This is a genomic window from Streptococcus sp. ELY_86 (genome assembly GCF_058314495.1).
The window spans coordinates 48,019-70,966 of the sequence record NZ_JBZFUK010000004.1 but is presented as its reverse complement, the minus strand read 5'-3'; the positions used below and the strand labels follow the sequence as shown (position 1 = coordinate 70,966).

At 42.7% G+C, this 22,948-nt stretch carries 25 protein-coding genes; 20 read left to right on the top strand and 5 right to left on the bottom strand.

Translation table 11 applies throughout. The annotated features are described in order from the left end of the window. Positions 1–13 precede the first annotated feature (13 nt). Entirely contained in the window at positions 14–1,705 is a 1,692-nt protein-coding gene (argS, locus tag AC4HAN_RS07020; RefSeq protein ID WP_491091875.1) for an arginine--tRNA ligase, read from the bottom strand. A 171-nt stretch (positions 1,706–1,876) separates the two neighbouring features. On the opposite strand from argS, the gene argR reads away from it, so the two are divergent. From argR to AC4HAN_RS06965, 11 genes are all read left to right on the top strand, one after another. Further along, complete coding sequence (gene argR, locus AC4HAN_RS07015; protein ID WP_491091874.1) at positions 1,877–2,314, top strand: arginine repressor; 438 nt, start codon at positions 1,877–1,879, stop codon at positions 2,312–2,314. After that, entirely contained in the window at positions 2,311–2,658 is a 348-nt protein-coding gene (locus AC4HAN_RS07010; protein WP_491091873.1) for a YlbF family regulator, read from the top strand. The genes argR and AC4HAN_RS07010 overlap by 4 nt, the downstream gene beginning before the upstream one ends. Then, positions 2,651–5,200 (top strand): DNA mismatch repair protein MutS, encoded by a 2,550-nt coding sequence (mutS, locus tag AC4HAN_RS07005; RefSeq protein WP_491091872.1) that lies wholly within the window; start codon positions 2,651–2,653, stop codon positions 5,198–5,200. The genes AC4HAN_RS07010 and mutS overlap by 8 nt, the downstream gene beginning before the upstream one ends. A gap of 72 nt (positions 5,201–5,272) precedes the next feature. Next, the gene (gene mutL / locus AC4HAN_RS07000) at positions 5,273–7,228 is read left to right on the top strand and encodes a DNA mismatch repair endonuclease MutL (protein ID WP_491091871.1); all 1,956 of its coding nucleotides are present in this window, start codon (positions 5,273–5,275) and stop codon (positions 7,226–7,228) included. Positions 7,229–7,436: 208 nt separating this feature from the next. Then, positions 7,437–8,030: a Holliday junction branch migration protein RuvA gene (gene ruvA / locus AC4HAN_RS06995; RefSeq protein WP_491091870.1), complete on the top strand. Its 594-nt coding sequence runs from the start codon at positions 7,437–7,439 to the stop codon at positions 8,028–8,030. Positions 8,031–8,067: 37 nt separating this feature from the next. Further along, positions 8,068–8,637: a DNA-3-methyladenine glycosylase I gene (locus tag AC4HAN_RS06990; protein ID WP_491091869.1), complete on the top strand. Its 570-nt coding sequence runs from the start codon at positions 8,068–8,070 to the stop codon at positions 8,635–8,637. A gap of 258 nt (positions 8,638–8,895) precedes the next feature. Next, a complete protein-coding gene (locus AC4HAN_RS06985) occupies positions 8,896–10,152 on the top strand; it encodes a competence/damage-inducible protein A (RefSeq protein ID WP_491091868.1) in 1,257 nt (418 codons plus the stop codon). Between the two features lie 43 nt (positions 10,153–10,195). Further along, a complete protein-coding gene (recA, locus tag AC4HAN_RS06980) occupies positions 10,196–11,344 on the top strand; it encodes a recombinase RecA (protein WP_491091867.1) in 1,149 nt (382 codons plus the stop codon). Positions 11,345–11,433: 89 nt separating this feature from the next. Next, entirely contained in the window at positions 11,434–11,832 is a 399-nt protein-coding gene (gene spx / locus AC4HAN_RS06975) for a transcriptional regulator Spx (RefSeq protein WP_491091866.1), read from the top strand. A gap of 319 nt (positions 11,833–12,151) precedes the next feature. Continuing rightward, a complete protein-coding gene (locus tag AC4HAN_RS06970; RefSeq protein WP_491091865.1) occupies positions 12,152–12,571 on the top strand; it encodes a hypothetical protein in 420 nt (139 codons plus the stop codon). Positions 12,572–12,601: 30 nt separating this feature from the next. Then, on the top strand, positions 12,602–13,219 hold the full coding sequence (locus tag AC4HAN_RS06965; RefSeq protein ID WP_491091864.1) for an SP0191 family lipoprotein: 618 nt from the start codon (positions 12,602–12,604) through the stop codon (positions 13,217–13,219). A 107-nt stretch (positions 13,220–13,326) separates the two neighbouring features. Here AC4HAN_RS06965 and AC4HAN_RS06960 read toward each other — a convergent pair whose 3' ends face one another. Beyond that, positions 13,327–13,773, bottom strand: a complete 447-nt coding sequence (locus AC4HAN_RS06960) for a DUF3021 domain-containing protein (RefSeq protein WP_491091863.1) — start codon at positions 13,771–13,773, stop codon at positions 13,327–13,329. Positions 13,774–13,787: 14 nt separating this feature from the next. Beyond that, complete coding sequence (locus AC4HAN_RS06955; protein WP_491091862.1) at positions 13,788–14,222, bottom strand: LytTR family DNA-binding domain-containing protein; 435 nt, start codon at positions 14,220–14,222, stop codon at positions 13,788–13,790. Positions 14,223–14,388: 166 nt separating this feature from the next. On the opposite strand from AC4HAN_RS06955, the gene AC4HAN_RS06950 reads away from it, so the two are divergent. The 9 genes from AC4HAN_RS06950 (at position 14,389) to nrdG (ending at position 21,114) form a co-directional block, all read left to right on the top strand. After that, complete coding sequence (locus tag AC4HAN_RS06950; protein ID WP_003089901.1) at positions 14,389–14,658, top strand: IreB family regulatory phosphoprotein; 270 nt, start codon at positions 14,389–14,391, stop codon at positions 14,656–14,658. Beyond that, positions 14,655–15,074, top strand: a complete 420-nt coding sequence (gene ruvX / locus AC4HAN_RS06945) for a Holliday junction resolvase RuvX (RefSeq protein WP_491091861.1) — start codon at positions 14,655–14,657, stop codon at positions 15,072–15,074. Before AC4HAN_RS06950 ends, ruvX begins: the two co-directional genes overlap by 4 nt. A gap of 92 nt (positions 15,075–15,166) precedes the next feature. Further along, positions 15,167–15,478: a DUF1292 domain-containing protein gene (locus tag AC4HAN_RS06940; protein ID WP_491091860.1), complete on the top strand. Its 312-nt coding sequence runs from the start codon at positions 15,167–15,169 to the stop codon at positions 15,476–15,478. Positions 15,479–15,546: 68 nt separating this feature from the next. After that, positions 15,547–15,675 (top strand): hypothetical protein, encoded by a 129-nt coding sequence (locus AC4HAN_RS06935; protein WP_491091859.1) that lies wholly within the window; start codon positions 15,547–15,549, stop codon positions 15,673–15,675. Positions 15,676–15,750: 75 nt separating this feature from the next. Next, positions 15,751–17,283 carry a glycosyltransferase family protein gene (locus AC4HAN_RS06930; protein WP_491091950.1) on the top strand — a complete coding sequence of 511 codons (1,533 nt, stop codon included), beginning with the start codon at positions 15,751–15,753 and terminating at the stop codon, positions 17,281–17,283. Positions 17,284–17,382: 99 nt separating this feature from the next. After that, a complete protein-coding gene (gene nrdD, locus AC4HAN_RS06925) occupies positions 17,383–19,587 on the top strand; it encodes an anaerobic ribonucleoside-triphosphate reductase (protein ID WP_491091858.1) in 2,205 nt (734 codons plus the stop codon). A 274-nt stretch (positions 19,588–19,861) separates the two neighbouring features. Then, positions 19,862–20,032 carry a hypothetical protein gene (locus AC4HAN_RS06920; RefSeq protein ID WP_491091857.1) on the top strand — a complete coding sequence of 57 codons (171 nt, stop codon included), beginning with the start codon at positions 19,862–19,864 and terminating at the stop codon, positions 20,030–20,032. Next, positions 20,007–20,528 carry a GNAT family N-acetyltransferase gene (locus tag AC4HAN_RS06915; RefSeq protein ID WP_491091856.1) on the top strand — a complete coding sequence of 174 codons (522 nt, stop codon included), beginning with the start codon at positions 20,007–20,009 and terminating at the stop codon, positions 20,526–20,528. The genes AC4HAN_RS06920 and AC4HAN_RS06915 overlap by 26 nt, the downstream gene beginning before the upstream one ends. Then, on the top strand, positions 20,509–21,114 hold the full coding sequence (gene nrdG / locus AC4HAN_RS06910; protein ID WP_491091855.1) for an anaerobic ribonucleoside-triphosphate reductase activating protein: 606 nt from the start codon (positions 20,509–20,511) through the stop codon (positions 21,112–21,114). The genes AC4HAN_RS06915 and nrdG overlap by 20 nt, the downstream gene beginning before the upstream one ends. A gap of 111 nt (positions 21,115–21,225) precedes the next feature. On the opposite strand, the gene yaaA is transcribed toward nrdG, so the two are convergent. After that, the gene (gene yaaA, locus AC4HAN_RS06905; RefSeq protein ID WP_491091854.1) at positions 21,226–21,957 is read right to left on the bottom strand and encodes a peroxide stress protein YaaA; all 732 of its coding nucleotides are present in this window, start codon (positions 21,955–21,957) and stop codon (positions 21,226–21,228) included. Positions 21,958–21,978: 21 nt separating this feature from the next. Continuing rightward, a complete protein-coding gene (gene zupT, locus AC4HAN_RS06900) occupies positions 21,979–22,773 on the bottom strand; it encodes a zinc transporter ZupT (protein ID WP_491091853.1) in 795 nt (264 codons plus the stop codon). Positions 22,774–22,948 lie beyond the last annotated feature (175 nt).

Sequence of the window (22,948 nt, the reverse complement as noted above, 5' to 3'; positions counted from 1 at the left end):
TTGCTTATCTTTTTTACATTTCATCCGGAGCTTCTACACCGAGCAGACGCAGGGCTTCTTTGAGAACCGTTGCTGTCGCATAGCTGAGTGCCAAGCGGCTGCTGCGTTCTGGACCGTCATCAAGAATGCGGGTATGGGCATAGAATTTATTGAAACTCTGTGCCAAGTTGATGGCGAATTTAGCAATAACAGAAGGATCGAAGTGATCTGCTGCCTTGACAATCATGTCCGGGAAGGCTTGGATGAGTTTGATAATCTCCCAGCTCTCAGCATCATTTAAACTGTAAACGGCCTTTACATCAGGCTGGAAGTTAGCTTTTCTAAGAATGGACTGAATGCGGGCATGGGCATACTGGACATAAGGCCCGGTTTCGCCTTCAAAGGAAACCATGGCTTCAAGATCAAAGTCATAGCCGTTATTGCGGTCTGTTTTCAAATCGTAAAATTTAATGGCTCCGACTCCGACAGCGTGGGCGACGTCTTCCTTGTTGGCCAAATCGGGATTTTTAGCATCAATTTGTGCCAGAGAACGCTTGACAGCCTCAGCAATAGTCGGCTCTAAGAGGATAACATTGCCCTTGCGGGTTGAGAGTTTTTTTCCGTTTTTAGTTACCAGTCCAAAAGAGACATGCTCGATGTCTTGCCCCCAAGCAAATCCCATCTCCGTAAGAACAGCCTTTAACTGCTTAAAGTGGGCTGCTTGTTCCTGTCCGACAACATAGAGGGATTTGGCAAAATCATATTCACGTTTGCGGTAGAGAGCGGCAGCCAAATCACGGGTAATATAAAGCGTAGCCCCGTCCGATTTTTTGATGAGGGCAGGGTGCTCAATGCCGTATTTTTCAAGATTGACAACCTGAGCTCCGTCAGATTCTTCTAAAAGGCCTTTTTCGGTCAGGAGCTCAACAATTTCATCCATTTTATCGTTATAGAATGCTTCACCGTTGTAGCTGTCAAAGCTAACGTTTAGTTCTGTGTAAAGCCGGTTGAATTCAATCAGGCTTTCATCACGGAACCATTGCCAGAGAGACAGCGCTTCTTTGTCGCCATTTTCTAACTTGCGGAACCATTCGCGGGCTTCTTCATCAATTTCCGGCTGCTTTTCGGCCTCAGCGTTAATGCGGACGTAAAGTTTTAAAAGCTCGTCAATAGGATGAGCTCTGACAGCCTCCTCGTTTCCCCATTTTTTATAGGCTGCAATCAGCAGGCCAAATTGCTTGCCCCAGTCACCCAGATGGTTGATTTTGATGGTTTTATAGCCCAGTTTTTGAAAAATGTTGGACAGAGCATCCCCGATAACAGTTGAGCGCAGGTGCCCAACTGAAAATGGTTTTGCGATATTTGGGCTTGAGAGGTCTATGGCAATTGAGCGGCCCTGCCCGATTGTTTTTTGAGCATAGCTGCTGCCTTGGTCGATAACATCTTTCAGGACCTGTGCTGAAATTTCTGCTTTGTTAAGAAAAAAGTTGACGTAAGGACCTACAGCTTCGACTTTTTCAAAATGATCGGCGTCAATCTGTTCAGCCAGTGAAGCGGCAATCATTTGCGGTGCTTTGCGCATGGTTTTAGCCAGACTGAATGCAGGGAAAGCCAAGTCGCCCATATCGGATTTTTTAGGCTTTTCCAGCAGATCTGAAATGCTGTCAGTATCTAAATCACTAATGACTTTAGCCAGTTCTTCTGCAACTAATTGTTTGTTATCCATTTCTGTCTCCTCAAAAGTAATCATTTTATTTTAACATAAATTACCATGCTTTTGCTGAAAATTGCAAAAAATCTACAATCTTTCCTGTCAGCTGCTTTTAACAATCAAAGGATGAAAAAAGCTCCAATTTTTGATATAATTTTAGAGATAATCAGATAATTGAGGAAACTAATGAATAAAAAAGACCGTCAGCAGCAGATAAAGCGTATCATTCAGGCTAATCATATCGGCACTCAGGAAGAAATTAAAGCCCATCTTCAAAAAGAGGGCATTTCAGTAACACAGGCGACTCTTTCGCGCGATCTGCGGGAGATTGGTCTGCTAAAACTGCGGGATGAATCAGGACGGCTTTACTATACCCTTTCAGAAGGAGATTCTTCTTACTTTGATCCTTTGATTTTGAGCTATGTTTTAAGCGTTGCCCGTGCCGGTTTTATGCTGGTTCTGCATACGAATCTGGGTGAGGCAGATGTTTTGGCCAATTTGATTGATGGCAACAAAAAATCTGAAATTCTGGGAACCATTGCCGGTGCAGATACTCTTTTAGTTATCTGCAAAGACGTAGATACTGCCAGCCGTTTAGAAAGCGATATTCTGTCAAGCCTATGAGCTCATTTGAAAAAGCCCTTGAAGCTTTGATTGCCTTGCTGCGAAAACACGACAGTGTCCTAGCTTATCAGGCTGCCGAAAAAAAGATTAAGTCGCTGCCTGAGCTCAGCCATTTGGCCCATGAAATGAAGGCCTACCAGCAAGATGCTGTGCTCTTTCAGAAAATTGAAAAGTTGAAAGCTCAAAAAAAGGCAGACCAGCAGGCGCAGAAACTGGGAAAAGATTTAGACGGCCTTCCGATTGTCCAAGATTATCGAGCTAAAATGCAGGATGCCAGTGATCTCTTACAATATGTTACAAAGGCGCTGGAAGACAGGATAAATGAGGAGTTAGGAAATGACTAAGGAAAAGCTCTCTCCGGGAATGCAGCAGTATTTGGATATTAAGGAAGATTATCCAGATGCTTTTTTGCTTTTCCGTATGGGAGATTTTTACGAACTTTTTTATGATGATGCCGTCAAGGCCGCCAGAATTTTAGAAATCAGCCTCACCAGCCGCAACAAGAATGCAGATAATCCTATTCCTATGGCAGGTGTTCCTTACCATTCGGCTCAGCAGTACATTGATGCTTTGGTTGAGCTTGGCTACAAGGTTGCTATTGCAGAGCAGATGGAAGACCCCAAAAAAGCTGTCGGTGTCGTTAAACGTGAGGTTGTTCAGGTTATTACACCGGGGACACTGGTGGATTCCGGAAAACCTGACAGCGCCAACAATTTCTTGGTTGCTTTGGATACGGATGGCAGCCGTTTTGCTTTGTCTTATATGGATTTATCAACCGGAGAATTTTATGCGACGACCTTAGCAGATCTAACCGCAGTCAGAAGCGAAGTGCTTAATCTCAAGGCGCGTGAGTTGGTTTTGGGATTTGATCTTGATGAGGAAGCAGAGCAGATTTTCCGCAAGCAGATGAATCTTCTCTTGTCTGTTGAAAAGACGGTCTATGATGATCTGCACCTGCTTGACAGCCAGTTAACCGATCTGGAGCTTGCCGCAGCTGGTAAGCTTTTGCAATATGTGCACACAACTCAAAAGCGAGAGCTGAGCCATTTACAAAAGCTTGTTCACTACGAGATTAAAGATTATTTGCAAATGTCCTACGCCACGAAATCCAGTTTGGATCTCTTGGAAAATGCTCGCAGCGGTAAAAAACACGGCAGCCTCTACTGGCTTTTGGACGAGACAAAAACAGCGATGGGAACCCGGCTTTTACGGACTTGGATTGACCGTCCTTTAGTCAGCCGCAAGCTTATCAGCAAGCGTCAGGAGATTATTCAGGTTTTTCTTGATCAATTTTTTGAACGCAGTGATTTGAGCGACAGTCTGAAAGGCGTTTACGATATCGAGCGCTTGGCCAGCCGAGTTTCTTTTGGAAAAGCAAATCCTAAGGATCTTTTACAGCTGGGCCAGACCTTGGCCCAAGTTCCGGTTATTAAGGCTATTTTAGAAAGTTTTGCCAATCCTGCACTGGAAGATTTAGTCAATCAAATTGATCCTCTTCCAGAACTGGAGAACTTGATTCGCTCAGCTATTGATCCTAATGCGCAGATGACGATTACAGAAGGCAATATTATTCGCGAAGGTTTTGATGAGACCTTGGATAAATACCGTAAAGTCATGAGGGAAGGAACAAGCTGGATTGCAGATATCGAGGCCAAAGAGCGCCAAGCAAGCGGCATTTCCACCTTGAAGATTGATTATAATAAAAAAGACGGTTACTATTTCCATGTCACTAATTCAAATCTCTCTTTGGTGCCTGAACACTTCTTTAGAAAAGCTACCTTGAAAAATTCTGAGCGTTTCGGTACAGCAGAGTTAGCCAAAATTGAGGGTGAAATGCTGGAAGCGCGGGAAGAATCAGCTAATTTAGAGTATGATATTTTCATGCGGATTAGGGCTCGGGTTGAATCCTATATTGAGCGCCTGCAAACTCTGGCTAAGACGCTGGCAACGGTTGATGTCCTGCAAAGTTTGGCAGTGGTGGCAGAAAATAATCATTATGTTCGTCCGTTTTTTAATGATGATAGAATCATCACTATTGAAAACGGCCGCCACGCGGTGGTTGAAAAAGTCATGGGGGCTCAGGAATATATTCCTAATACGATCCATCTCAATCAAGATACCAGTATCCAGCTGATTACAGGGCCTAATATGAGCGGTAAGTCAACCTACATGCGCCAGCTTGCCCTGACTGTCATCATGGCTCAGATGGGTTCTTTTGTTGCAGCGAATTCAGCTGATCTGCCCATTTTTGATGCCATTTTTACCCGCATCGGTGCGGCGGATGATTTGATTTCTGGGCAGTCAACCTTCATGGTCGAAATGATGGAAGCTAATCATGCCATCAAGGCTGCCAATGAAAATTCTCTGATTCTTTTTGATGAACTGGGCCGCGGAACAGCCACCTATGACGGGATGGCTCTGGCACAGGCTATTATCGAATATATTCATGATGAGATTGGTGCTAAGACAATGTTTGCGACTCACTATCATGAGTTGACAGACCTGTCAACTACATTGACACACCTTGTCAATGTCCATGTTGCAACTCTGGAAAAGGACGGGGAAGTCACTTTCTTGCACAAAATAACAGACGGTCCGGCAGATAAGTCTTATGGGATTCATGTCGCAAAAATTGCCGGCCTGCCTGAAGATTTATTGAACCGTGCAGACCATATTCTGGTAGACTTGGAAAACACCAGTGCTGCCGTTTCGGTTAATCTGAAAAATGATAAAACCCCTGATCAGCCTGCCCAAGAACAGCTGTCGCTTTTTACTATCACTGATGATCACAAAGATTTGCTGGAAAAACTAAGGCAGCTGGATGTTGCCAATTTAACGCCAAGAGAAGCGATGAACACTCTTTTTGATTTAAAAGATATGCTGTAATAAAGGAGCTATCTCAAATGAGATTGCTCTTTTGTTTTATGTTATAATAGACACATTCCAGTGAGGTAGCTTATGTCAAAAATTATTGAATTACCAGAAATATTAGCCAATCAGATCGCTGCCGGTGAAGTCATTGAAAGACCGGCCAGTGTTGTGAAAGAATTAGTTGAAAACGCCATCGATGCAGGCGCCGGTCAGGTCACCATCGAAATTGAGGAATCAGGCCTCAAAAAGATTCAGGTGACAGATAACGGTCAAGGAATGGAAGAGGCTGATGTAGCTATGAGTCTGCACCGCCATGCAACCAGTAAAATCAAGAATCAGGCGGATCTTTTCAGGATTCGTACACTGGGTTTTCGCGGTGAGGCTCTTCCTTCTATTGCTTCTGTCAGCCGTTTGAGTATTAAAACCGCCAGTGAGACAGAAAATCACGGAACTTTTCTCCTTGCTAACGGGGGCAAGATTGAAAAGGAAGAAGCGGTCAGTACGCCGGTCGGCACCAAAATAACCGTTGAAGATCTTTTTTTCAATACTCCGGCTCGGCTAAAATACATGAAAAGTCTGCAAGCTGAGTTAGCTCACATTATTGATGTTATCAACCGTCTCAGTCTGGCTCACCCGGAGATTGCCTTTACCTTAGTCAATGACGGCCGTGAGTTAACAAGAACTTCAGGAAGCGGTGATTTACGCCAGGCCATTGCAGGTATTTACGGCCTTAATACGGCTAAAAAGATGATTGAGATTTCCAATGCTGATCTTGATTTTGAGGTGTCCGGTTATATAAGCCTGCCGGAGCTGACACGGGCAAACCGCAACTATATCACGATTCTTATCAATGGGCGCTATATCAAAAATTTTCTGCTTAACCGGGCTATTTTAGATGGTTATGGTTCCAAGCTGATGGTAGGGCGCTTTCCAATTGCGGTTATTGATATTCAGATTGATCCTTACCTAGCAGATGTCAATGTCCACCCGACTAAGCAGGAAGTTCGCATTTCTAAAGAAAAAGAGCTGATGCAGCTTATCAGCTCAGCCATTGCTGAGAGTCTCAGGGAGCAAGACTTGATTCCTGATGCTCTGGAAAATCTTGCCAAGGCAAGTACCCGGCACAGTCAAACAAGGGAGCAGACTTCTTTACCCTTAAAGCAGCCAACCATTTATTACGATAAAGAAAAGCATGATTTTTTCCGTAAAGATACAACGGTAGCAGAACAATCAGCAGGGTTTACAGAAGTTGACAATGCTGTAAAGCAATCTGTTGACAGTAGAGCACCCGGTGCTGTCAGATATGCCGAGCGTCAGACAGACAGACAAGAAAACAAAGACCATCCTGACATTGTTTTAAATGATAAGAGTCAGAAGCGGCAGTTCAGTAAACTTGTTAAAAATTTGGAAAATGAAGAAGTGTCATCTTTTCCTGAGCTGGATTATTTCGGTCAGATGCATGGAACTTATCTCTTTGCTCAGGGGGAAGGCGGTCTTTACATTATTGATCAGCACGCTGCACAAGAGCGCGTAAAATATGAGTATTACCGCGAAAAAATCGGTCAGGTTGACAGTAGTTTACAGCAGCTTTTGGTGCCTTATCTTTTTGAATTTCCAGCCAATGATTTCATGACTCTGCAGGAAAAGATGCCGATTCTCAATGAAGTTGGCATCTATCTGGAAGCTTATGGAGAAAACACTTTCATTCTGCGAGAGCACCCGATCTGGCTGCAGGAAAAAGAAATCGAATCTGCCGTCTATGAAATGTGTGACATGCTGCTCTTGACAAATGAAGTGTCTGTAAAAAATTATCGTGCAGAGCTGGCCATTATGATGTCCTGCAAACGATCGATCAAGGCAAATCATGCCTTAGATGACTATTCCGCCAGAGACCTTTTGAATCAGCTGTCACAGTGCAAGAACCCCTACAATTGTCCGCACGGCCGGCCGGTTCTGGTCAATTTTACCAACTCCGATATGGAAAAGATGTTCCGTCGGATTCAGGAAAATCATACCAGTCTGCGAGAATTGGGCAAGTACTAAATGACCTGACCCAAAGGAAGAAATATAATCCATTTGATATTCCGGCAAAGCAGAGTTCTAATTAGTTTTATCAGCTTCTTTTGCCTCTTGGTTTTTTGCTGATGGCGACGGTATTTGGCTCTGTAAGGACGATTATTTAGGTAGCAGCTCCTTTGAAAATTGATAAATTATGCTATACTGATAGGGATTAAAGAGAGGTAATAAAAACATGTTCGATTATATCAAAGGGAAATTGACAAAAATCACAGCAAAATACATTGTTGTTGAAGCAGGCGGTTTGGGTTATATCATTAACGTTGCCAACCCTTACAGCTTTTCAGAACAGATGAATCAGGAACTGAGAATTTACCTGCATCATGTCGTGCGCGAAGACGCTCAGCTCCTTTATGGCTTCCATACAGAGGACGAAAAATCGGTTTTTCTTAATCTCATCTCTGTCTCAGGGATTGGGCCTACGTCAGCGCTTGCCATTATTGCAGCTGATGATAATGACGGCTTGGTAGCTGCTATTGATAAGAGCGATGTGACTTATTTAATGAAATTTCCAAAGATTGGGAAAAAAACTGCCCAGCAAATGGTTCTGGATCTGGCCGGTAAGTTTGCTGATGCCAAACAGCCGGCAGCTGGCACAAAGAGCAAATCTTCGGCTCAGGATAACAAGGACCTGGAAGAAGCTATGGAAGCTCTTTTGGCACTGGGTTATAAGGCTAAGGAACTGAAAAAAATTCGGACATTCTTTGAAGGAACGACTGATACGGCAGAAAATTATATCAAGTCATCTCTAAAAATGCTTATAAAATAAGGGCTGAGCTTTGCCGTTTTCATTACAGGAGGTTATTATGCAGCGCTGCGGCTGGGTTAAGGAAAACAATCCTTTATATATTGCTTATCACGATGAAGAATGGGGGCAACCGCTCCATGATGATCAAAAACTATTTGAATTACTGTGCCTAGAGACCTATCAGGCAGGCCTGTCCTGGGAGACAGTCCTCAATAAACGTACCGCTTTCAAAAAAGCTTTTCATAACTATGATGTTCAAAAAGTGGCTCGCATGTCCGATCAAGAACTGGATAGGCTGCTTGCCAACCCTGAGATTATTCGCAATAAGCTCAAGATTTATTCTACCCGTGCCAACGCGCTGGCCTTTTTAAAAATTCAAGAAGCGTATTCCAGTTTTGATGCCTATCTTTGGTCCTTTGTCCATGGCAGAAGCATTAATAATAAGGTAGAAGACTACCGAGAAATACCAAATAAGACAGCTTTATCCGAGATACTTTCGAAGGATTTAAAAAAGAAGGGCTTTAAATTTGTCGGACCTGTCTGCATTTATTCCTATCTGCAGGCGGCCGGTTTAATTAATGACCATGAAGCAAACTGCGATTTTAATCCCAATAAAGCAAAGGATTAACGCCGAGGATCGGTCTGCTAAATCTGCAGATGTCAACGACAACAGACAACAGGCAGAGCAAATAAATCACCATGAAAAACAGGGACAGCAGTCCTTGTCTTTTTTATTGTCAGAGAAAGGACTTTCTGATTTAGAATGGTACAAGCAGAGTAGGCTGGGTTGCTGTTTGGCCCTTAGCAAATTTAGCAAAAATGAGAAATTAAGCTTATTTTGTGATAAAATAAAGCGATATTACGAATAGATAAAGTAGGTAACAATATGAAAGCTGAGATTATTGCTGTAGGAACAGAGATTTTGATGGGACAGATTGTCAATACCAATGCGCAGTTTTTATCGGAAAAACTGGCGCAGTCCGGCATTGATGTTTATTTTCAGACAGCCGTAGGTGACAATGAAGAGCGGCTTTTGTCGGTTTTGAACATCGCTAAAGGACGCAGTGATTTAGTAGTGCTCTGCGGCGGTCTGGGACCTACTGAAGATGATTTGACCAAGCAGACCTTGGCAAAATTTTTAGGAAGAGAGCTGGTTTTTGATAAGGCTGCTCAGGTTCGTCTGGATGAATTTTTTGCTTCTCGTCCGGCCTCAGCACGTACGCCCAACAATGAACGTCAGGCACAGATTGTTGCAGGAAGCCGACCGCTCCCTAACGCGACCGGCTTAGCTGTAGGCGGTATTTTAGAAGCTGAAGGAGTGACTTATATTGTACTGCCTGGACCGCCTAGCGAATTGAAGCCCATGGTTAACCAGGAACTCCTGCCTTATTTGTCTGAGACATCCGAGCAGCTCTACTCGCGCGTGCTGCGTTTTTTCGGCATTGGTGAGAGCCGCTTGGTGACCTTGCTGCACGATCTGATTGACAGTCAGACCGATCCTACTATTGCTCCTTATGCCAAGACTGGAGAAGTAACGATTCGGCTGTCAACAAAAGCTCACAGTCAAGAAGAAGCGGATGTTAAGCTGGATCAGGTGGAAACAGAGATTTTAGCGATTGACCGTCTGTCTGACTATCTCTACGGCTATGGAGAGGATAATTCATTGGCGCAGACTGTGTTTGAACTGCTTAAAGAGCAGGGAAAAACAATTACAGCAGCCGAAAGTTTAACTGCAGGGCTGTTTCAAGCAAGACTGGCAGATTTTGCAGGAGCTTCGGATATTTTTAAGGGCGGCTTTGTGACTTACAGTATTGAAGAAAAGGCTAAGATGCTGGATATTCCGATTGAAGAATTAAAAAAACACGGTGTTGTCAGTGACTTTACCGCTCAAAAAATGGCGGAGCAGTCACGGCTTCTGACCGGAGCAGATCTGGCTGTTTCCTTGACCGGAGTAGCCGGTCCCGATCAGTTGGAAAATCAGCCGGCCGGGACAGTCTTTATCGGCCTGTCAAGTGCCCAGGGAACGCTGTCACGCAAAGTTTCAATCGGCGGACGCAGCCGTTCGGATGTGCGTTATATTGCCGTTTTACATGCTTTTAATTTAGTACGTCAAACTTTATTATCTGATAAAAATTTAGTATAATAAAATGACGGTCTTGGAACTTTAAAAAATAGGAGAAAAAAGATTGGCAAAAAAAACAAAAAAGACAGAAGAAATTACCAAAAAATTTGGAGACGAGCGTAAAAAAGCGCTTGATACTGCCTTAAAAAACATTGAAAAAGACTTCGGTAAAGGTGCTGTGATGCGCCTTGGCGAACGAGCTGAACAAAAAGTTCAAGTCATGAGTTCAGGCAGTCTGGCGCTTGATATTGCTCTGGGTGCCGGCGGCTATCCTAAAGGACGTATTGTTGAAATCTACGGTCCGGAATCATCAGGGAAAACAACAGTAGCCCTTCATGCTGTTGCTCAGGCGCAAAAAGACGGCGGAATTGCTGCTTTTATTGACGCAGAACACGCTTTGGATCCGGCCTATGCCGCAGCTTTGGGCGTTAATATTGATGAACTCTTGCTGTCGCAGCCGGATTCAGGGGAGCAAGGCCTTGAAATTGCCGGTCAGCTGATTGATTCAGGTGCTGTTGATTTAGTCGTTGTTGACTCGGTTGCGGCTCTTGTACCGCGTGCAGAAATTGACGGTGATATCGGTGACAGCCATGTCGGTCTTCAGGCACGGATGATGAGTCAGGCTATGCGTAAACTGTCGGCATCAATCAATAAAACAAAGACTATTGCTATTTTTATCAACCAGCTGCGTGAAAAAGTCGGAGTGATGTTTGGAAATCCTGAAACAACACCCGGCGGGCGTGCGCTGAAGTTCTATGCCTCTGTGCGTCTGGATGTTCGCGGCAATACTCAGATTAAGGGAACAGGCGATCAAAAAGACAGCAACATTGGTAAGGAAACCAAAATTAAGGTTGTCAAAAATAAGGTTGCTCCGCCGTTTAAGGAAGCCTTTGTGGAAATTATGTACGGAGAAGGGATTTCCCGCACGGGTGAGCTGGTCAAGATTGCCAGTGATTTAGGCATTATTCAAAAGGCCGGTGCCTGGTATTCGTATAACGGCGAAAAGATTGGTCAAGGTTCAGAAAATGCCAAAAAATTCTTGGCCGATAATCCTGACATTTTTGATGAAATTGATCATAAAGTCCGTGTTCAGTATGGTTTAATTGAAGACAGTGAATCTGATTCAAAGCAGACTTCTAAAGAAGAAAATACCGATCAATCTGATCAAGATCTCGTTCTTGAACTTGATGATGCTATCGAATTGGAAGATTAAGTAAAAATAGGTCCAGAGACCGACTATTTATTTAATGAATTATGCTAAGATAGTATTATCCTGTAAGGAAAGAGAGGAGAGATTGAAACATGATTAAAATTTATACAATTTCAAGCTGTACAAGTTGCAAGAAAGCAAAAACATGGCTTAATGCTCACAAACTCCCTTATAAAGAACAAAACTTAGCAAAAGATATACTGACCAAGGAAGAAATTCTCAATATCCTTTCGAAAACTGAAAATGGGATTGAAAGTATTGTGTCCTCGAAAAATCGCTATGCCAAGGCTCTCAACTGTAATATTGATGATTTGAGCCTCAACGAAGTTATTGATTTGATTCAGGAAAATCCACGAATTCTTAAAAGCCCTATTTTGATTGATGATAAACGTCTTCAGGTCGGCTACAAAGAAGACGATATTCGCGCTTTCTTGCCGCGGGCTATCCGCAATGTTGAAAATACAGAAGCTCGTTTGCGTGCGGCTTTGTAAAAGTAATAAGCTGGAGCATGTACTGTACCTTAAAGTCAGATAACAAACTGACGGTTGGCACAGCACAAAGCTCCGGCTTTTTTGTTGCCGTGACTGGCATGCAGCAGCAAGTTCTTGTTTGGGCTTAAAGGATGTTGAAATTGCCGCATGACGATTGGATTTTATGTTAAAAACAGTACAAATAAGGGCTAGCAGTTTATCAGATCATTGCTGCGATTGCTGAGGGCAGACAAAACGATGGGAAAGGGGCTTTAATTTTTTTGATATCCCTACTTTTTTTCCTTTAAATTATGCTATACTGGAATTAAGGAGAAAAAGCATGAGAAGAAGTAACAAAAAACAAAAAAAGTTAGCCCCGTTCTGGCTGTATTATAAAATTGGCCTTGGTCTGGTTTTTATTGTCTCACTGGCTGTGCTTTATTTTTATCGGTCTCAGTGGCTGACCATTCTTCCTTTTGCTTATATATCGGGATTTCTGCTCTTACTGTCCAGAACTAAGTTAAGTGGTTGGTCCTTGGTTGTGCTTAGTTTTGTTCGTTATGCAGCTGTCTTTTTTACGCTGACTTACGGTGCCTTTGTTGTTTTAGATATTAAACAGGGTGCAAGGATAAAAGAAGCCCTGATAGCTCCATATCGCCTGTTTGCTCTCGTTTTTGAGCCGACCATGCCTTTTTCAGGGATATTGATGGGGGTTATAATACTGCTGCTCTTTCTCTTTGCTTACAGAAAAAGAACATAATACCGCTGATAAGACAGGGGAGATTGAGTATTGATAAAAAAATTAACGCTGTTGCTGCTGACTGGTTTGTTTTTAACCGCTTGTGTTCCGGTACATTTGGTTAAGAATCTGTCTTCAAAGCAAGCAGAATCTGAAAAAATAGTCAGAAAACGGGCTAAAAAGACAAACGAATCTGACACAGCCACAACAACTGAAGAAGAAAAAGAAGTTGTCACCGAGGCCTATACCTATACGTATCAGTCTAAAAGTGACATGCCCGATCAAAGGCATACGCACACGCTGACCTATCAAGGGAACAAGTTTCTTACCATTAAGATGGAGGTCATCCAGCCTTACGATGAGCAGACAACAGCAACCTTAAAGAATCACAGTTTAGAAGAAGTACGGGCACTTTTGAAAAAACAAATGGATGTCAATCCGGATATTCAAAAGCTTAAAACTGTTCAAGGTGTAACTTTGGATATTGATGTTACAGAAAACTACGAAGCAAAGGTAACTTTTACTTTTGATATCCCAAATATTGACAGGAATGCCTTGTCAGCAGTTGGAAGCAGTTTCGGTGATTTATCAAGAATGACGAGACTAACACCAAAACTTTATATTGCTGCTCTCAAAAGAGAAGGGGCAACGAAGATTATTCAACAATAAGTCTGGAAGAGATGGCTGCCATAGCTGTCTTTTTCAGACTTTGTTTTTTTTAAAGATAGTTATTCCAGTGTGATAAACGACTTAAGAATAACTCATCGTTCTGCTGTTTAGATCTGATTGAGATGCTTATTGATTTCTTGAATGTCTTTTTTTTGTGTCAAATAGAGGAAGAGATAAATAAAGCCATAAATGATAGAGGCAAAGAGCAAGAATAGACCAAAACTCGCCCAAGCCATTTTAAACCAATGCAGGTAAATACCCGAAAGAACAAGCGGGATAAGGATTAGAAAATAATGAATTGCAGTTGCAGACAGCAGGCTTAATCTTTCATTTTTAAAAAGCCTGCCTGCCGCCCCCTGAAGTATGCCAAGCAGCGCGAAGATAAAAAGCTGAACAGCACCGGCCTGTGAGGTTGATGAGAACATGTGAGTGAAACTTGGAATTCCTAGAGAGCTGCTGTTTGGGAAAAAGAGGATTGTGATGAGACAGTTTACGAATGAGCCGATTCCCATTCCAATAAAACCATAATGGATAATGTGTTTAGCGATTTTCATGGCAGGTCTCCTCCTTAAATTTTTAATTTTTCTTTAAAACGCCTTAAACTGCGTCTGGATACAAAACTGACAAGGCCGTTTTTTAAAGTGACTTCAATGCTGCCCTTAATAGTCAAATCCAGTTGTTTTATGTACTTGATATTGATTATTTCTCCCTGTGAAATCCGAATGAAATTTGAATTTAAGTGCTGCTCAAAGTAAAAAATTCTTTGTTTGGCCAAATAGGTGTCCGTTAGGGTTTGAATGAAAACATGCTTGTTTTCAGTGAAAATCCGAATGATGTTTTCAGTCTTGACAAATTCCAGCCGCTTGTTTTTGTAGCCATAGATAAAATAAGGTTTTTTCTCGATAAAATCAATAATTTCCTGAGTTTGTAAATCAATCTGCGCTGTGTAAATTTTAATCAGGGTTTCTTTTAGCTGAGCATCCTTAATAACTTCTAATTTCATATAGCTTTCCTTCCTTTGTCTTTAGTATATAGAATTTTTGAAAGAGAGACCAGCGTTTGCGGCTATGTGGCTTCTAATTTGAGATATGTGGCTCTTATCCTTGTGAAAATACTGAAAATAAGATATAATGTAACATGATATTCCCTATGAGAAAGAAGGTGTTATTGTGGGATTTACAGATGAAACAGTTCGTTTTAACCTTGACGATGGAAATAAGAAAGAAATCAGTGAAACATTGACACATGTTTATCGTTCACTGGAGGAAAAGGGTTATAATCCAATCAATCAGATTGTCGGTTATGTTTTGAGCGGTGATCCTGCTTACGTGCCTCGTTATAATGATGCTCGCAATCAAATCCGTAAATATGAACGCGATGAAATTGTCGAAGAATTGGTACGTTATTATTTACAAGGAAACGGGATTGATTTAGGATGAGAATAATGGGGCTGGATGTTGGTTCAAAAACAGTTGGTGTTGCAATTAGCGATCCTCTGGGTTTCACAGCGCAGGGAGTTGAAATCATCGCCATCAATGAAGCCAATGAAGAATTCGGTCTTGAGCGCTTGGCTGACCTGGTCAAAGAATACAGAGTAGAAAAATTTGTAGTGGGTCTGCCTAAAAACATGAACAATACAAGCGGTCCGCGTGCGGAAGCCAGCAGAGCCTATGGCGAAAAAATCAAGGAACGTTTTGGTTTGCCTGTTGATTATCAGGATGAACGTCTGACCACTGTTCAGGCAGAACGAATGCTGGTTGAGCAGGCTGATGTCAGCCGCGGCAAACGTAAAAAAGTTATTGATAAGCTGGCAGCTCAGCTGATTTTACAAAATTATTTAGACCGAATGTTTTAGGCCTGACTGCTTAGCAGCTGTCACCAGATGATTTATGTTTTCTTCGCAGGAAGAAAAGCTGTTTAATAAATGAAAGATAATAGGAGGCGATTATGTCACATCATCATGATCATGAGCAAGAACATGACCTCATTACGTTGGTTGATGAGCAGGGAAATGAGACCCTGTTTGAAATTCTCTTAACCATTGACGGAAAAGAAGAATTTGGAAAAAATTATGTTCTTTTAGTGCCGGCCGGAGCAGAAGAAGATGCTGACGGTCAGATTGAAATTCAGGCCTATTCATTTATCGAAAATGAAGACGGTACAGAAGGCGACTTGCAGCCGATTCCGGAAGATGCTGATGCTGAATGGGATATGATTGAAGAAGTTTTCAACAGTTTCCTGGATGAAGACGATAACTAATCTAGAAATGTCTGAGGCAATCAGGCTTTTTCTTTTTGCTTTTTACGAATAGCTAAAAGGGGTGCACAATGAGCAAGAAGAAGGAGCTGACTAAAGAGGAAGAATTATTTTTGAAAGCTTACAAAGAGAAGTCCTGCCACCGTTTCAGAGATATTTTAACCTATGCTTTTATCTTAGATAAATTGACTAATAAGTAGATTTTGTTATACTTTTAATAGGAAAATTCAAGGAGAACCAGTTTGGATAAACGACAAGAAAAATACAGCAACGAAATATCGGCAGACCAAAGTGTCCGCAAGGATTCTGATACGAGCAGGGAGCCTGCAGAAGTTGATTCTCTGCACCGGCTTTATATTGTCATATTCAGCGCTTTTGTCAGCTTTTTTAGTGTGGCTATGCCTGTTTTCACTGATTTCAGCAATGCTGTGCAATCCCAGAATCTCTATACGGGCTTTATGATGGCACAGAACCATTTGCCTTACAGTGATATTTTTTCGACGGGCGGCTTTGTCTATTATGGACTGATCTCTTTGAGTTATTTATTAGGAAGCAGTTTCTGGCTGATCTTTGTCCAGTTCGCCGCCTTTTACTTTTCAGGGATCTACCTTTATAAGATTGTCTACCATATGACAGATAAAGAAGAAGTAGCTATCAATACCATACTGCTTTTTTATCTGGGGAATTTTGCCTTGGGCTTTGGCGGTCTTTATCCTGTTCAGTTTGCCATGCCTTTTGTTTTGCTGTCGCTGTGGTTTTTAACCAAGTATTTTGCAGGACTGACAAGGGATGAGGGATTTATTGTTTATGGTCTGACCGGAGCCTTTGCTTATTTAATTGAGCCCAGAACCTTATTTTTCTGGCTGGTTTCCTTGGCTGTGATCTGTATCCATAACATCAAAAACCATCGCTATGCTCATGGTTTCTATCAGATTCTCTGCTTGCTGTTTGGCGGCCTTTTGGTATTTTATACCTTCGGCTATTTTGTCTTAAACATGCAGATTCTGTCGTCCTATGTATCGCAGGCCGGAACTTATTATTTTACTCACTTTGCTCTGGGCAAAGAAGACGTTTTGCTGACCATTTTCTTCCAGCTCTTTGTATTGTTTGCTTCTGGCTTACTAATGGGGGCTCTGACCTTCTTTAATCATATTAAGCGAGAAACAGACCGAGATGACTTGGTCAAGTCCATTGTCTTTTTAAGCTTTGTTTTTAGCTTGATTTTCGTTTTGCTGTCACAAAGTTTTGCCACTTATCAATTTTTACTGCTTTTGCCGTTTGGCTTGGTTTTGACGGGTCTTTATCTCGATGATAAGTATAAGGAATCTCAAAGGCACAGGTCGCGCCGCCGCAAGCAGCACAGGCGTCTGTCGCGCAGAGTCTTCGAATTGTTTTTACTGGGACATTTTTACCTGCCTTGTTTGCTGTTTGTCTATGGACTGGCCCAGCCGGTGGTTCACTATATATCTTCTTACGGTTTGAATCAGGAGCGGGCGCAGGCGGCTGATTATATCAGAGAAAATACTGAGAAGGATTCCAAAATCTATGTCTGGGATTCCAGTGCAAAGATTTATATGGATGCCAACCGTCTCTCCAGTTCGCAGTTTCCTCTGCCTGCAATCAATACGGTTAAGGCGTCTAATGAAAAAACACTGGAAGATGAACTCTTGCAAAATGAGGCATCCTATGTTGTGGTGAATGAGACCGCTGATCGGCTGCCGAGTGTCTTAAAAAATAATTTTAGAAAAAATTATAAAGCGATTTCTCTGAAGACAAGCCCCGACTTCACTGTCTACAAGCGAAAATAGGCTAAAAATCAATATATTGTGTCTGATAACTTTTTTTGACACAACATATTGATTTTTTTTCTTCTTGTGTTATAATAGCTCTTGTAAGGAGAGAGACCTATGATTGCACTCGAAAAAGAAAATATTTTTGTTAAACCTGCTATGATTGTCATTAAACGCGATGGCCGTCAGGTTGCCTTTGATAAAGACAAAATTTATCAGGCTATCGTCAGGGCAAGCAATCAGATAACACCGATGACCCCTTTTATTGAGGCAAAGCTGTCGGATATTGCTGATCGGGTTGTTGCTGAAATCTATGAACGTTTTAGCGAAAATATTAAAATTTATGAAATTCAAAATATTGTAGAGCATGAACTTCTGGAAGCCGGTGAGTACACTATTGCTCAGGAGTATATTAATTACCGTGCAAAACGTGATTTTGAGCGCTCTCAGGCAACTGATATCAATTTTACCATTGATAAATTGATCAATAAGGATCAGACTGTTGTCAATGAAAATGCCAACAAAGACAGCGATGTCTTCAACACCCAGCGCGATTTAACGGCTGGTATTGTCGGCAAATCAATCGGCCTTAAGATGCTGCCTGAGCATGTTGCCAATGCGCATCTTAAAGGCGATATTCATTATCATGATTTGGACTACAGCCCTTATACGCCGATGACAAACTGCTGTTTGATTGATTTTAAAGGGATGCTGGAATCTGGCTTCAAAATCGGCAATGCTGAGGTTGAAAGTCCTAAGTCTATCCAGACGGCGACGGCTCAGATCTCGCAAATCATTGCAAATGTAGCTTCCAGTCAGTATGGCGGCTGTTCGGCTGACCGTATTGATGAAACCTTGGCTCCGTATGCAAAACTCAATTATCAAAAGCATCTGAATGATGCCCAAAAATGGGTTGCTGAGGACAAGCAGGAAGAATATGCGCGTGAAAAGACTAAAAAAGACATCTATGATGCCATGCAAAGTCTCGAATATGAAATCAATACTCTCTTCACCTCTAATGGACAAACACCGTTTACGTCTCTAGGTTTTGGTTTAGGTAAGGATTGGTTTGAACGCGAAATTCAAAAAGCGATTCTTAACATTCGGATTAAAGGGCTGGGCAGTGAACACCGTACCGCTATCTTTCCTAAGCTCATTTTCACGGTTAAACGCGGTTTGAATCTGGAACCGGGAACACCGAACTATGATATCAAGCAGTTAGCGCTTGAATGTGCCACTAAGCGCATGTACCCTGATATGCTGTCTTACGAAAAGATTATCGAGCTGACAGGTTCTTTCAAGGTACCTATGGGCTGCCGTTCCTTCCTTCAAGGCTGGAAGGATGAAAACGGCGTGGAAGTGAATTCCGGCCGTATGAATCTCGGCGTGGTAACGGTCAACCTGCCGCGTATTGCTCTTGAATCCAACGGAAATATTGATAAATTCTGGGATATTTTCAGCGAGAAAATGGCTATTGCCAAAGATGCGCTTGTTTACCGCGTTAACCGTGTTAAAGAAGCGACACCTGCTAACGCACCTATTCTCTATCAATACGGTGCTTTTGGCAAACGTCTTGGCAAGGATGATTCGGTAGATGAATTGTTCAAGGACCGCAGGGCGACAGTTTCACTTGGCTACATCGGACTGTACGAAGTTGCCACTGTCTTTTACGGCGGTGAATGGGAAACCAATCCAGCAGCCAAAGACTTTACTATTGATATTATCCGTCAGATGAAGGACCTCTGCGGTAAATGGTCTAATGAATATAATTACCATTTCTCTGTTTATTCAACACCGTCTGAAAGTCTGACAGATCGCTTCTGCCGTTTAGATACCGAAAAATTTGGTGTCATCAAAGATATTACGGACAAAGAATACTATACAAATTCCTTCCACTATGATGTGCGTAAAAATCCAACACCGTTTGAAAAATTAGATTTCGAAAAAGACTATCCGGAAGCAGGTGCGACAGGCGGCTTTATTCACTACTGCGAATATCCTGTGCTGCAGCAAAACCCTAAAGCACTTGAAGCTGTTTGGGACTATGCCTATGACCGTGTTGGCTATCTGGGAACTAATACTCCGATTGATCGCTGCTATGACTGTGGTTTTGAAGGTGATTTTACACCGACAGAGCGTGGCTTTATGTGCCCGAACTGCGGTAACACAGACCCTAAGACTGCCGATGTAGTCAAGAGAACCTGCGGTTACCTTGGCAATCCTCAGGCTCGTCCTATGGTCAATGGCCGTCACAAGGAAATTTCAGCTCGTGTAAAACACATGAACGGCTCAACCATCAAGAATCCGGGACATAAAAACTAGATTTGTTTCTGGTTTTATCAGGCTGGTGCTGATAATCTTTTGAGGCTGAGGAGGCAGGTTTTGAGTGCTCACTGCCTGCTTCCTCGTTTCGGCAGAACATAAAAGATTTAGACTTAGCTGTAAGATTGCTGAAATGGTGAGAGGGACTGGGAAAGTTGTTTCCCGCCCCTTTTTTAGCTTTTAGGCCTGCAGTCTGCAAAACTGCTTGCAGACTGTTAGGAAGCTGCAAGTGCGCAGTATTTGAAATTTAACATAACTAGAAAGAAAAGAAAAAATGGGAAAATACCAATTAGATGATAAGAGTAAAGCCCAGGTCCAGCGTTTTCATGAAAAGCATGCCCAAGGGATGAATGCTCAAACTAAAAAGGCCCGTGCACAAGCTCTGCGTGAAAAGTTTTTGGGAAAAGGAAAAACTGCCAATGGAGCTAAGAAGACCAACTCTTAAAGACAAAAAAACTGTTCTTGACATGATAGAGGAGTTTACGGGCAGCCGGTCCGCCCATGACGGCGGTTTTTGGAAGGAAGATTTTGACTATGAGGACTGGCTGCAGATCAACTTAGCCTATGAGATGGGTGTCGGTATTCCTGATGGCTTCGTTCCTGCTATTCAGCTGGTTTCTTTTGATGATGAGGGCCGGGCACTGGGCTTTCTGCACATCCGCCTGCGTCTCAATGACCTTTTGCTGAGCCAAGGCGGCCACATTGGCTATTCCATTCGGCCGTCTGCGCGCGGCAAGGGCTATGCTAAGGAAGCGCTGCGTCTGGGTCTGCTGGAAGCTGAAGCGAAAAATATTAAACAAATTCTCCTTACCTGCCGTGATGACAATCCGGCCAGCCGAGCGGTCATTTTGGCCAACGGCGGTGTCTTGGAAGATGTCAGAGATCAGGTGGAGCGCTATTGGATAGATTTGGAGGAAAAAGATGACATGGAACACACCTAAGCCCGGAGAATGGAAAAGTGAAGAGCTGAGTCAAGGTCGGATTATTGATTACAAGGCCTTTAACTTTGTTGATGGTGAAGGCGTGCGCAATTCGCTCTATGTATCCGGCTGCATGTTTCACTGTGAAGGCTGTTATAATGCGGCCACTTGGTCCTTTAAGGCCGGAATTCCCTATACACAGGAGCTAGAAGAGCAAATCATGGAAGATCTAGCCCAGCCCTATGTACAGGGCTTGACGCTTTTAGGCGGTGAGCCGTTTTTAAATACGGGGATTCTCATTCCTTTGCTTAAACGCATTTGCAAGGAGCTGCCTGAAAAGGATATCTGGTCCTGGACGGGCTATACTTGGGAAGAGCTGATGCTGGAGACACCGGATAAACTGGAGATGCTTGGGCTGGTTGACATTCTAGTAGATGGACGTTTTGACAAATCAAAAAAGAACCTCATGCTGCAGTTTCGCGGGTCTTCCAATCAGCGTATTATCGATGTTCCTAAATCACTGGCTAAGGGTGAAGTTGTCATTTGGGATAAACTCAATGACGGTAAAGAGACTTATGAACAGGTTGACAGGACTGATATGATTTAAACCAAAAACATCCGGAATCTTTCAAACCAACTCAGTAAAGCTGTCAATCCCTAAATAACCTAAAACGAGGCAGAACGTCTGCCTCGTTTTTATGATCTGAATTGGAGAATCTCAGCCATGTCGCTTCTTAACAAAGACAAGTTCTTTGGCCTTGGAGAGATTTGCCTGATACTGAAAGCCGTCAAAGGACAGGCTTTTCAGGTCTTCAATGGTTTGGCATTGTTCATGCATGGCCTGCGTCAGAAAAGCTCCTCTGGCTTTTTTGGAGATGGTCGAATGTGTTTTCAAGCTGCCGCCTCGTTCCTCTAAAAATTTGACAGTTGTCAGCCGGCTGCGCACGCTGGGTGAAAAGACATCCGTGAATTCACTGGATAAGAGTGAAATGAGCTTATCATTTTCTAAGACAAAGCGGTCGTAGTCTTTACGCCAGTACTTTTTAAGAGATGCTCCTTCAACGCTGATCTTAGTATTAAAATCAAGGCGGTGGGGAACGATTTTTTCAAAAGCAGGGATAATACCGTAAAGAGCAGATGTTATAAAGAGATGGTCTTTCAGAAAGCTTCTCTCATCAAGGGACAGGTTCTCGCGTTTGATATGGCGGTACATGAGACCGTTAAAGAGCTGGAGTGCCGGATAGGCTTGTGCCTGTCCTTTTTGAATGGCCTGCAGACGCCCGTATTCGGCCTCAGCAGCCTGAGGCTTGATCTTATAGACCTCGGCAAGCTCATCCAAAGACAAGGCTGCAAGCTGGCTGATAATAGGCCGGGCTTTAGCCGGAAGTTCTTGCGGAGAGAAAGCACCGCTTTCTTTCATTTCCTTAGCTGTTGGGATTAAAAATTTCATAGATTTCCTTACTAACTGATCTTAGATAAAGAGCAAGAGGCTTATGGCCATGACGATCATACCGGAGATTAAGCCATAGATAGCCAAGTGGTGCTTGCCGTATTCTTCAGCGGCTGGCAGCAGTTCATCCAGAGAAATAAAGACCATAATCCCGGCCACTCCTGAAAAGATAGCACCGTAGACAATGTCATTCATAATTGGCATCAGCAAAAACCAGCCGATAAGAGCGCCTAAAGGCTCAGCCAGACCAGACAGGAAAGAATAGGTGAAGGCCTTTTTCTTAGAGCCTGTTGCCTGATAAATGGGTACCGAAACCGCGATGCCTTCAGGAATGTTGTGAATGGCAATAGCCACAACGATAGGGATAGCAACGCTTGCGTCCTGCAAACCAGAGATAAAGGTTGCTAAGCCTTCCGGAAAATTATGAATAGCAATGGCGATAGCTGTCATCAAGCCCATGCGCATGAGTTTTCCGGGTTTTTGCTCTTCTTCTTCAACGGTTTTAATTTCATGGGGATTTTCCTCAGAAGGGATCAATTTATCAATAATGGCAATTAAAAACATGCCGCCGAAAAAGGCCAGAACAGTCAGCCAGGAACCGCTTCTTTTGTCCAGTGCTTTAATCAGAATATCCTGAGCAGTTGGAAAAATCTCAATCATGGAAACATAAATCATAACACCGGCAGAAAACCCCAGGCTGACAGATAAGAAAGCTTTGTTGGTATGCTTAGCAACAAAGGCGATGAGGCTGCCAATGCCGGTGGAGAGCCCCGCAATGGCAGTGAGTACAAAGGCAGTAAGTAAATTTTGAGACATGGTCAATTCTTTCTCTGGGATATGTTTGTATGCTCTCATTATAATATGAATTGCTGTTTTCATCAAATCTGAAAATGAGAAAAATAAGAAGCCGGAAGTTACAAAATTATTACAAAAACTAATTTAAAGTTAAAGCTATTGACATAATGTTTTTTTTTTGTAAAGTTATAAAAAG

Bases quoted from the DNA above. Each gene is read 5' to 3' on its own strand.
- zupT (WP_491091853.1), bottom strand. From the start codon at position 22,773: ATGTCTCAAAATTTACTTACTGCCTTTGTACTCACTGCCATTGCGGGG.
- ruvX (WP_491091861.1), top strand. From the start codon at position 14,655: ATGAGAATAATGGGGCTGGATGTTGGTTCAAAAACAGTTGGTGTTGCA.
- AC4HAN_RS06955 (WP_491091862.1), bottom strand. From the start codon at position 14,222: ATGAAATTAGAAGTTATTAAGGATGCTCAGCTAAAAGAAACCCTGATT.
- mutS (WP_491091872.1), top strand. From the start codon at position 2,651: ATGACTAAGGAAAAGCTCTCTCCGGGAATGCAGCAGTATTTGGATATT.
- AC4HAN_RS06960 (WP_491091863.1), bottom strand. From the start codon at position 13,773: ATGAAAATCGCTAAACACATTATCCATTATGGTTTTATTGGAATGGGA.
- nrdG (WP_491091855.1), top strand. From the start codon at position 20,509: ATGACATGGAACACACCTAAGCCCGGAGAATGGAAAAGTGAAGAGCTG.
- AC4HAN_RS06920 (WP_491091857.1), top strand. From the start codon at position 19,862: ATGGGAAAATACCAATTAGATGATAAGAGTAAAGCCCAGGTCCAGCGT.
- yaaA (WP_491091854.1), bottom strand. From the start codon at position 21,957: ATGAAATTTTTAATCCCAACAGCTAAGGAAATGAAAGAAAGCGGTGCT.
- AC4HAN_RS06915 (WP_491091856.1), top strand. From the start codon at position 20,007: ATGGAGCTAAGAAGACCAACTCTTAAAGACAAAAAAACTGTTCTTGAC.
- AC4HAN_RS06990 (WP_491091869.1), top strand. From the start codon at position 8,068: ATGCAGCGCTGCGGCTGGGTTAAGGAAAACAATCCTTTATATATTGCT.
- argR (WP_491091874.1), top strand. From the start codon at position 1,877: ATGAATAAAAAAGACCGTCAGCAGCAGATAAAGCGTATCATTCAGGCT.
- AC4HAN_RS06970 (WP_491091865.1), top strand. From the start codon at position 12,152: ATGAGAAGAAGTAACAAAAAACAAAAAAAGTTAGCCCCGTTCTGGCTG.
- spx (WP_491091866.1), top strand. From the start codon at position 11,434: ATGATTAAAATTTATACAATTTCAAGCTGTACAAGTTGCAAGAAAGCA.
- AC4HAN_RS06935 (WP_491091859.1), top strand. From the start codon at position 15,547: ATGAGCAAGAAGAAGGAGCTGACTAAAGAGGAAGAATTATTTTTGAAA.
- AC4HAN_RS06940 (WP_491091860.1), top strand. From the start codon at position 15,167: ATGTCACATCATCATGATCATGAGCAAGAACATGACCTCATTACGTTG.
- AC4HAN_RS06985 (WP_491091868.1), top strand. From the start codon at position 8,896: ATGAAAGCTGAGATTATTGCTGTAGGAACAGAGATTTTGATGGGACAG.
- AC4HAN_RS07010 (WP_491091873.1), top strand. From the start codon at position 2,311: ATGAGCTCATTTGAAAAAGCCCTTGAAGCTTTGATTGCCTTGCTGCGA.
- nrdD (WP_491091858.1), top strand. From the start codon at position 17,383: ATGATTGCACTCGAAAAAGAAAATATTTTTGTTAAACCTGCTATGATT.
- mutL (WP_491091871.1), top strand. From the start codon at position 5,273: ATGTCAAAAATTATTGAATTACCAGAAATATTAGCCAATCAGATCGCT.
- ruvA (WP_491091870.1), top strand. From the start codon at position 7,437: ATGTTCGATTATATCAAAGGGAAATTGACAAAAATCACAGCAAAATAC.
- argS (WP_491091875.1), bottom strand. From the start codon at position 1,705: ATGGATAACAAACAATTAGTTGCAGAAGAACTGGCTAAAGTCATTAGT.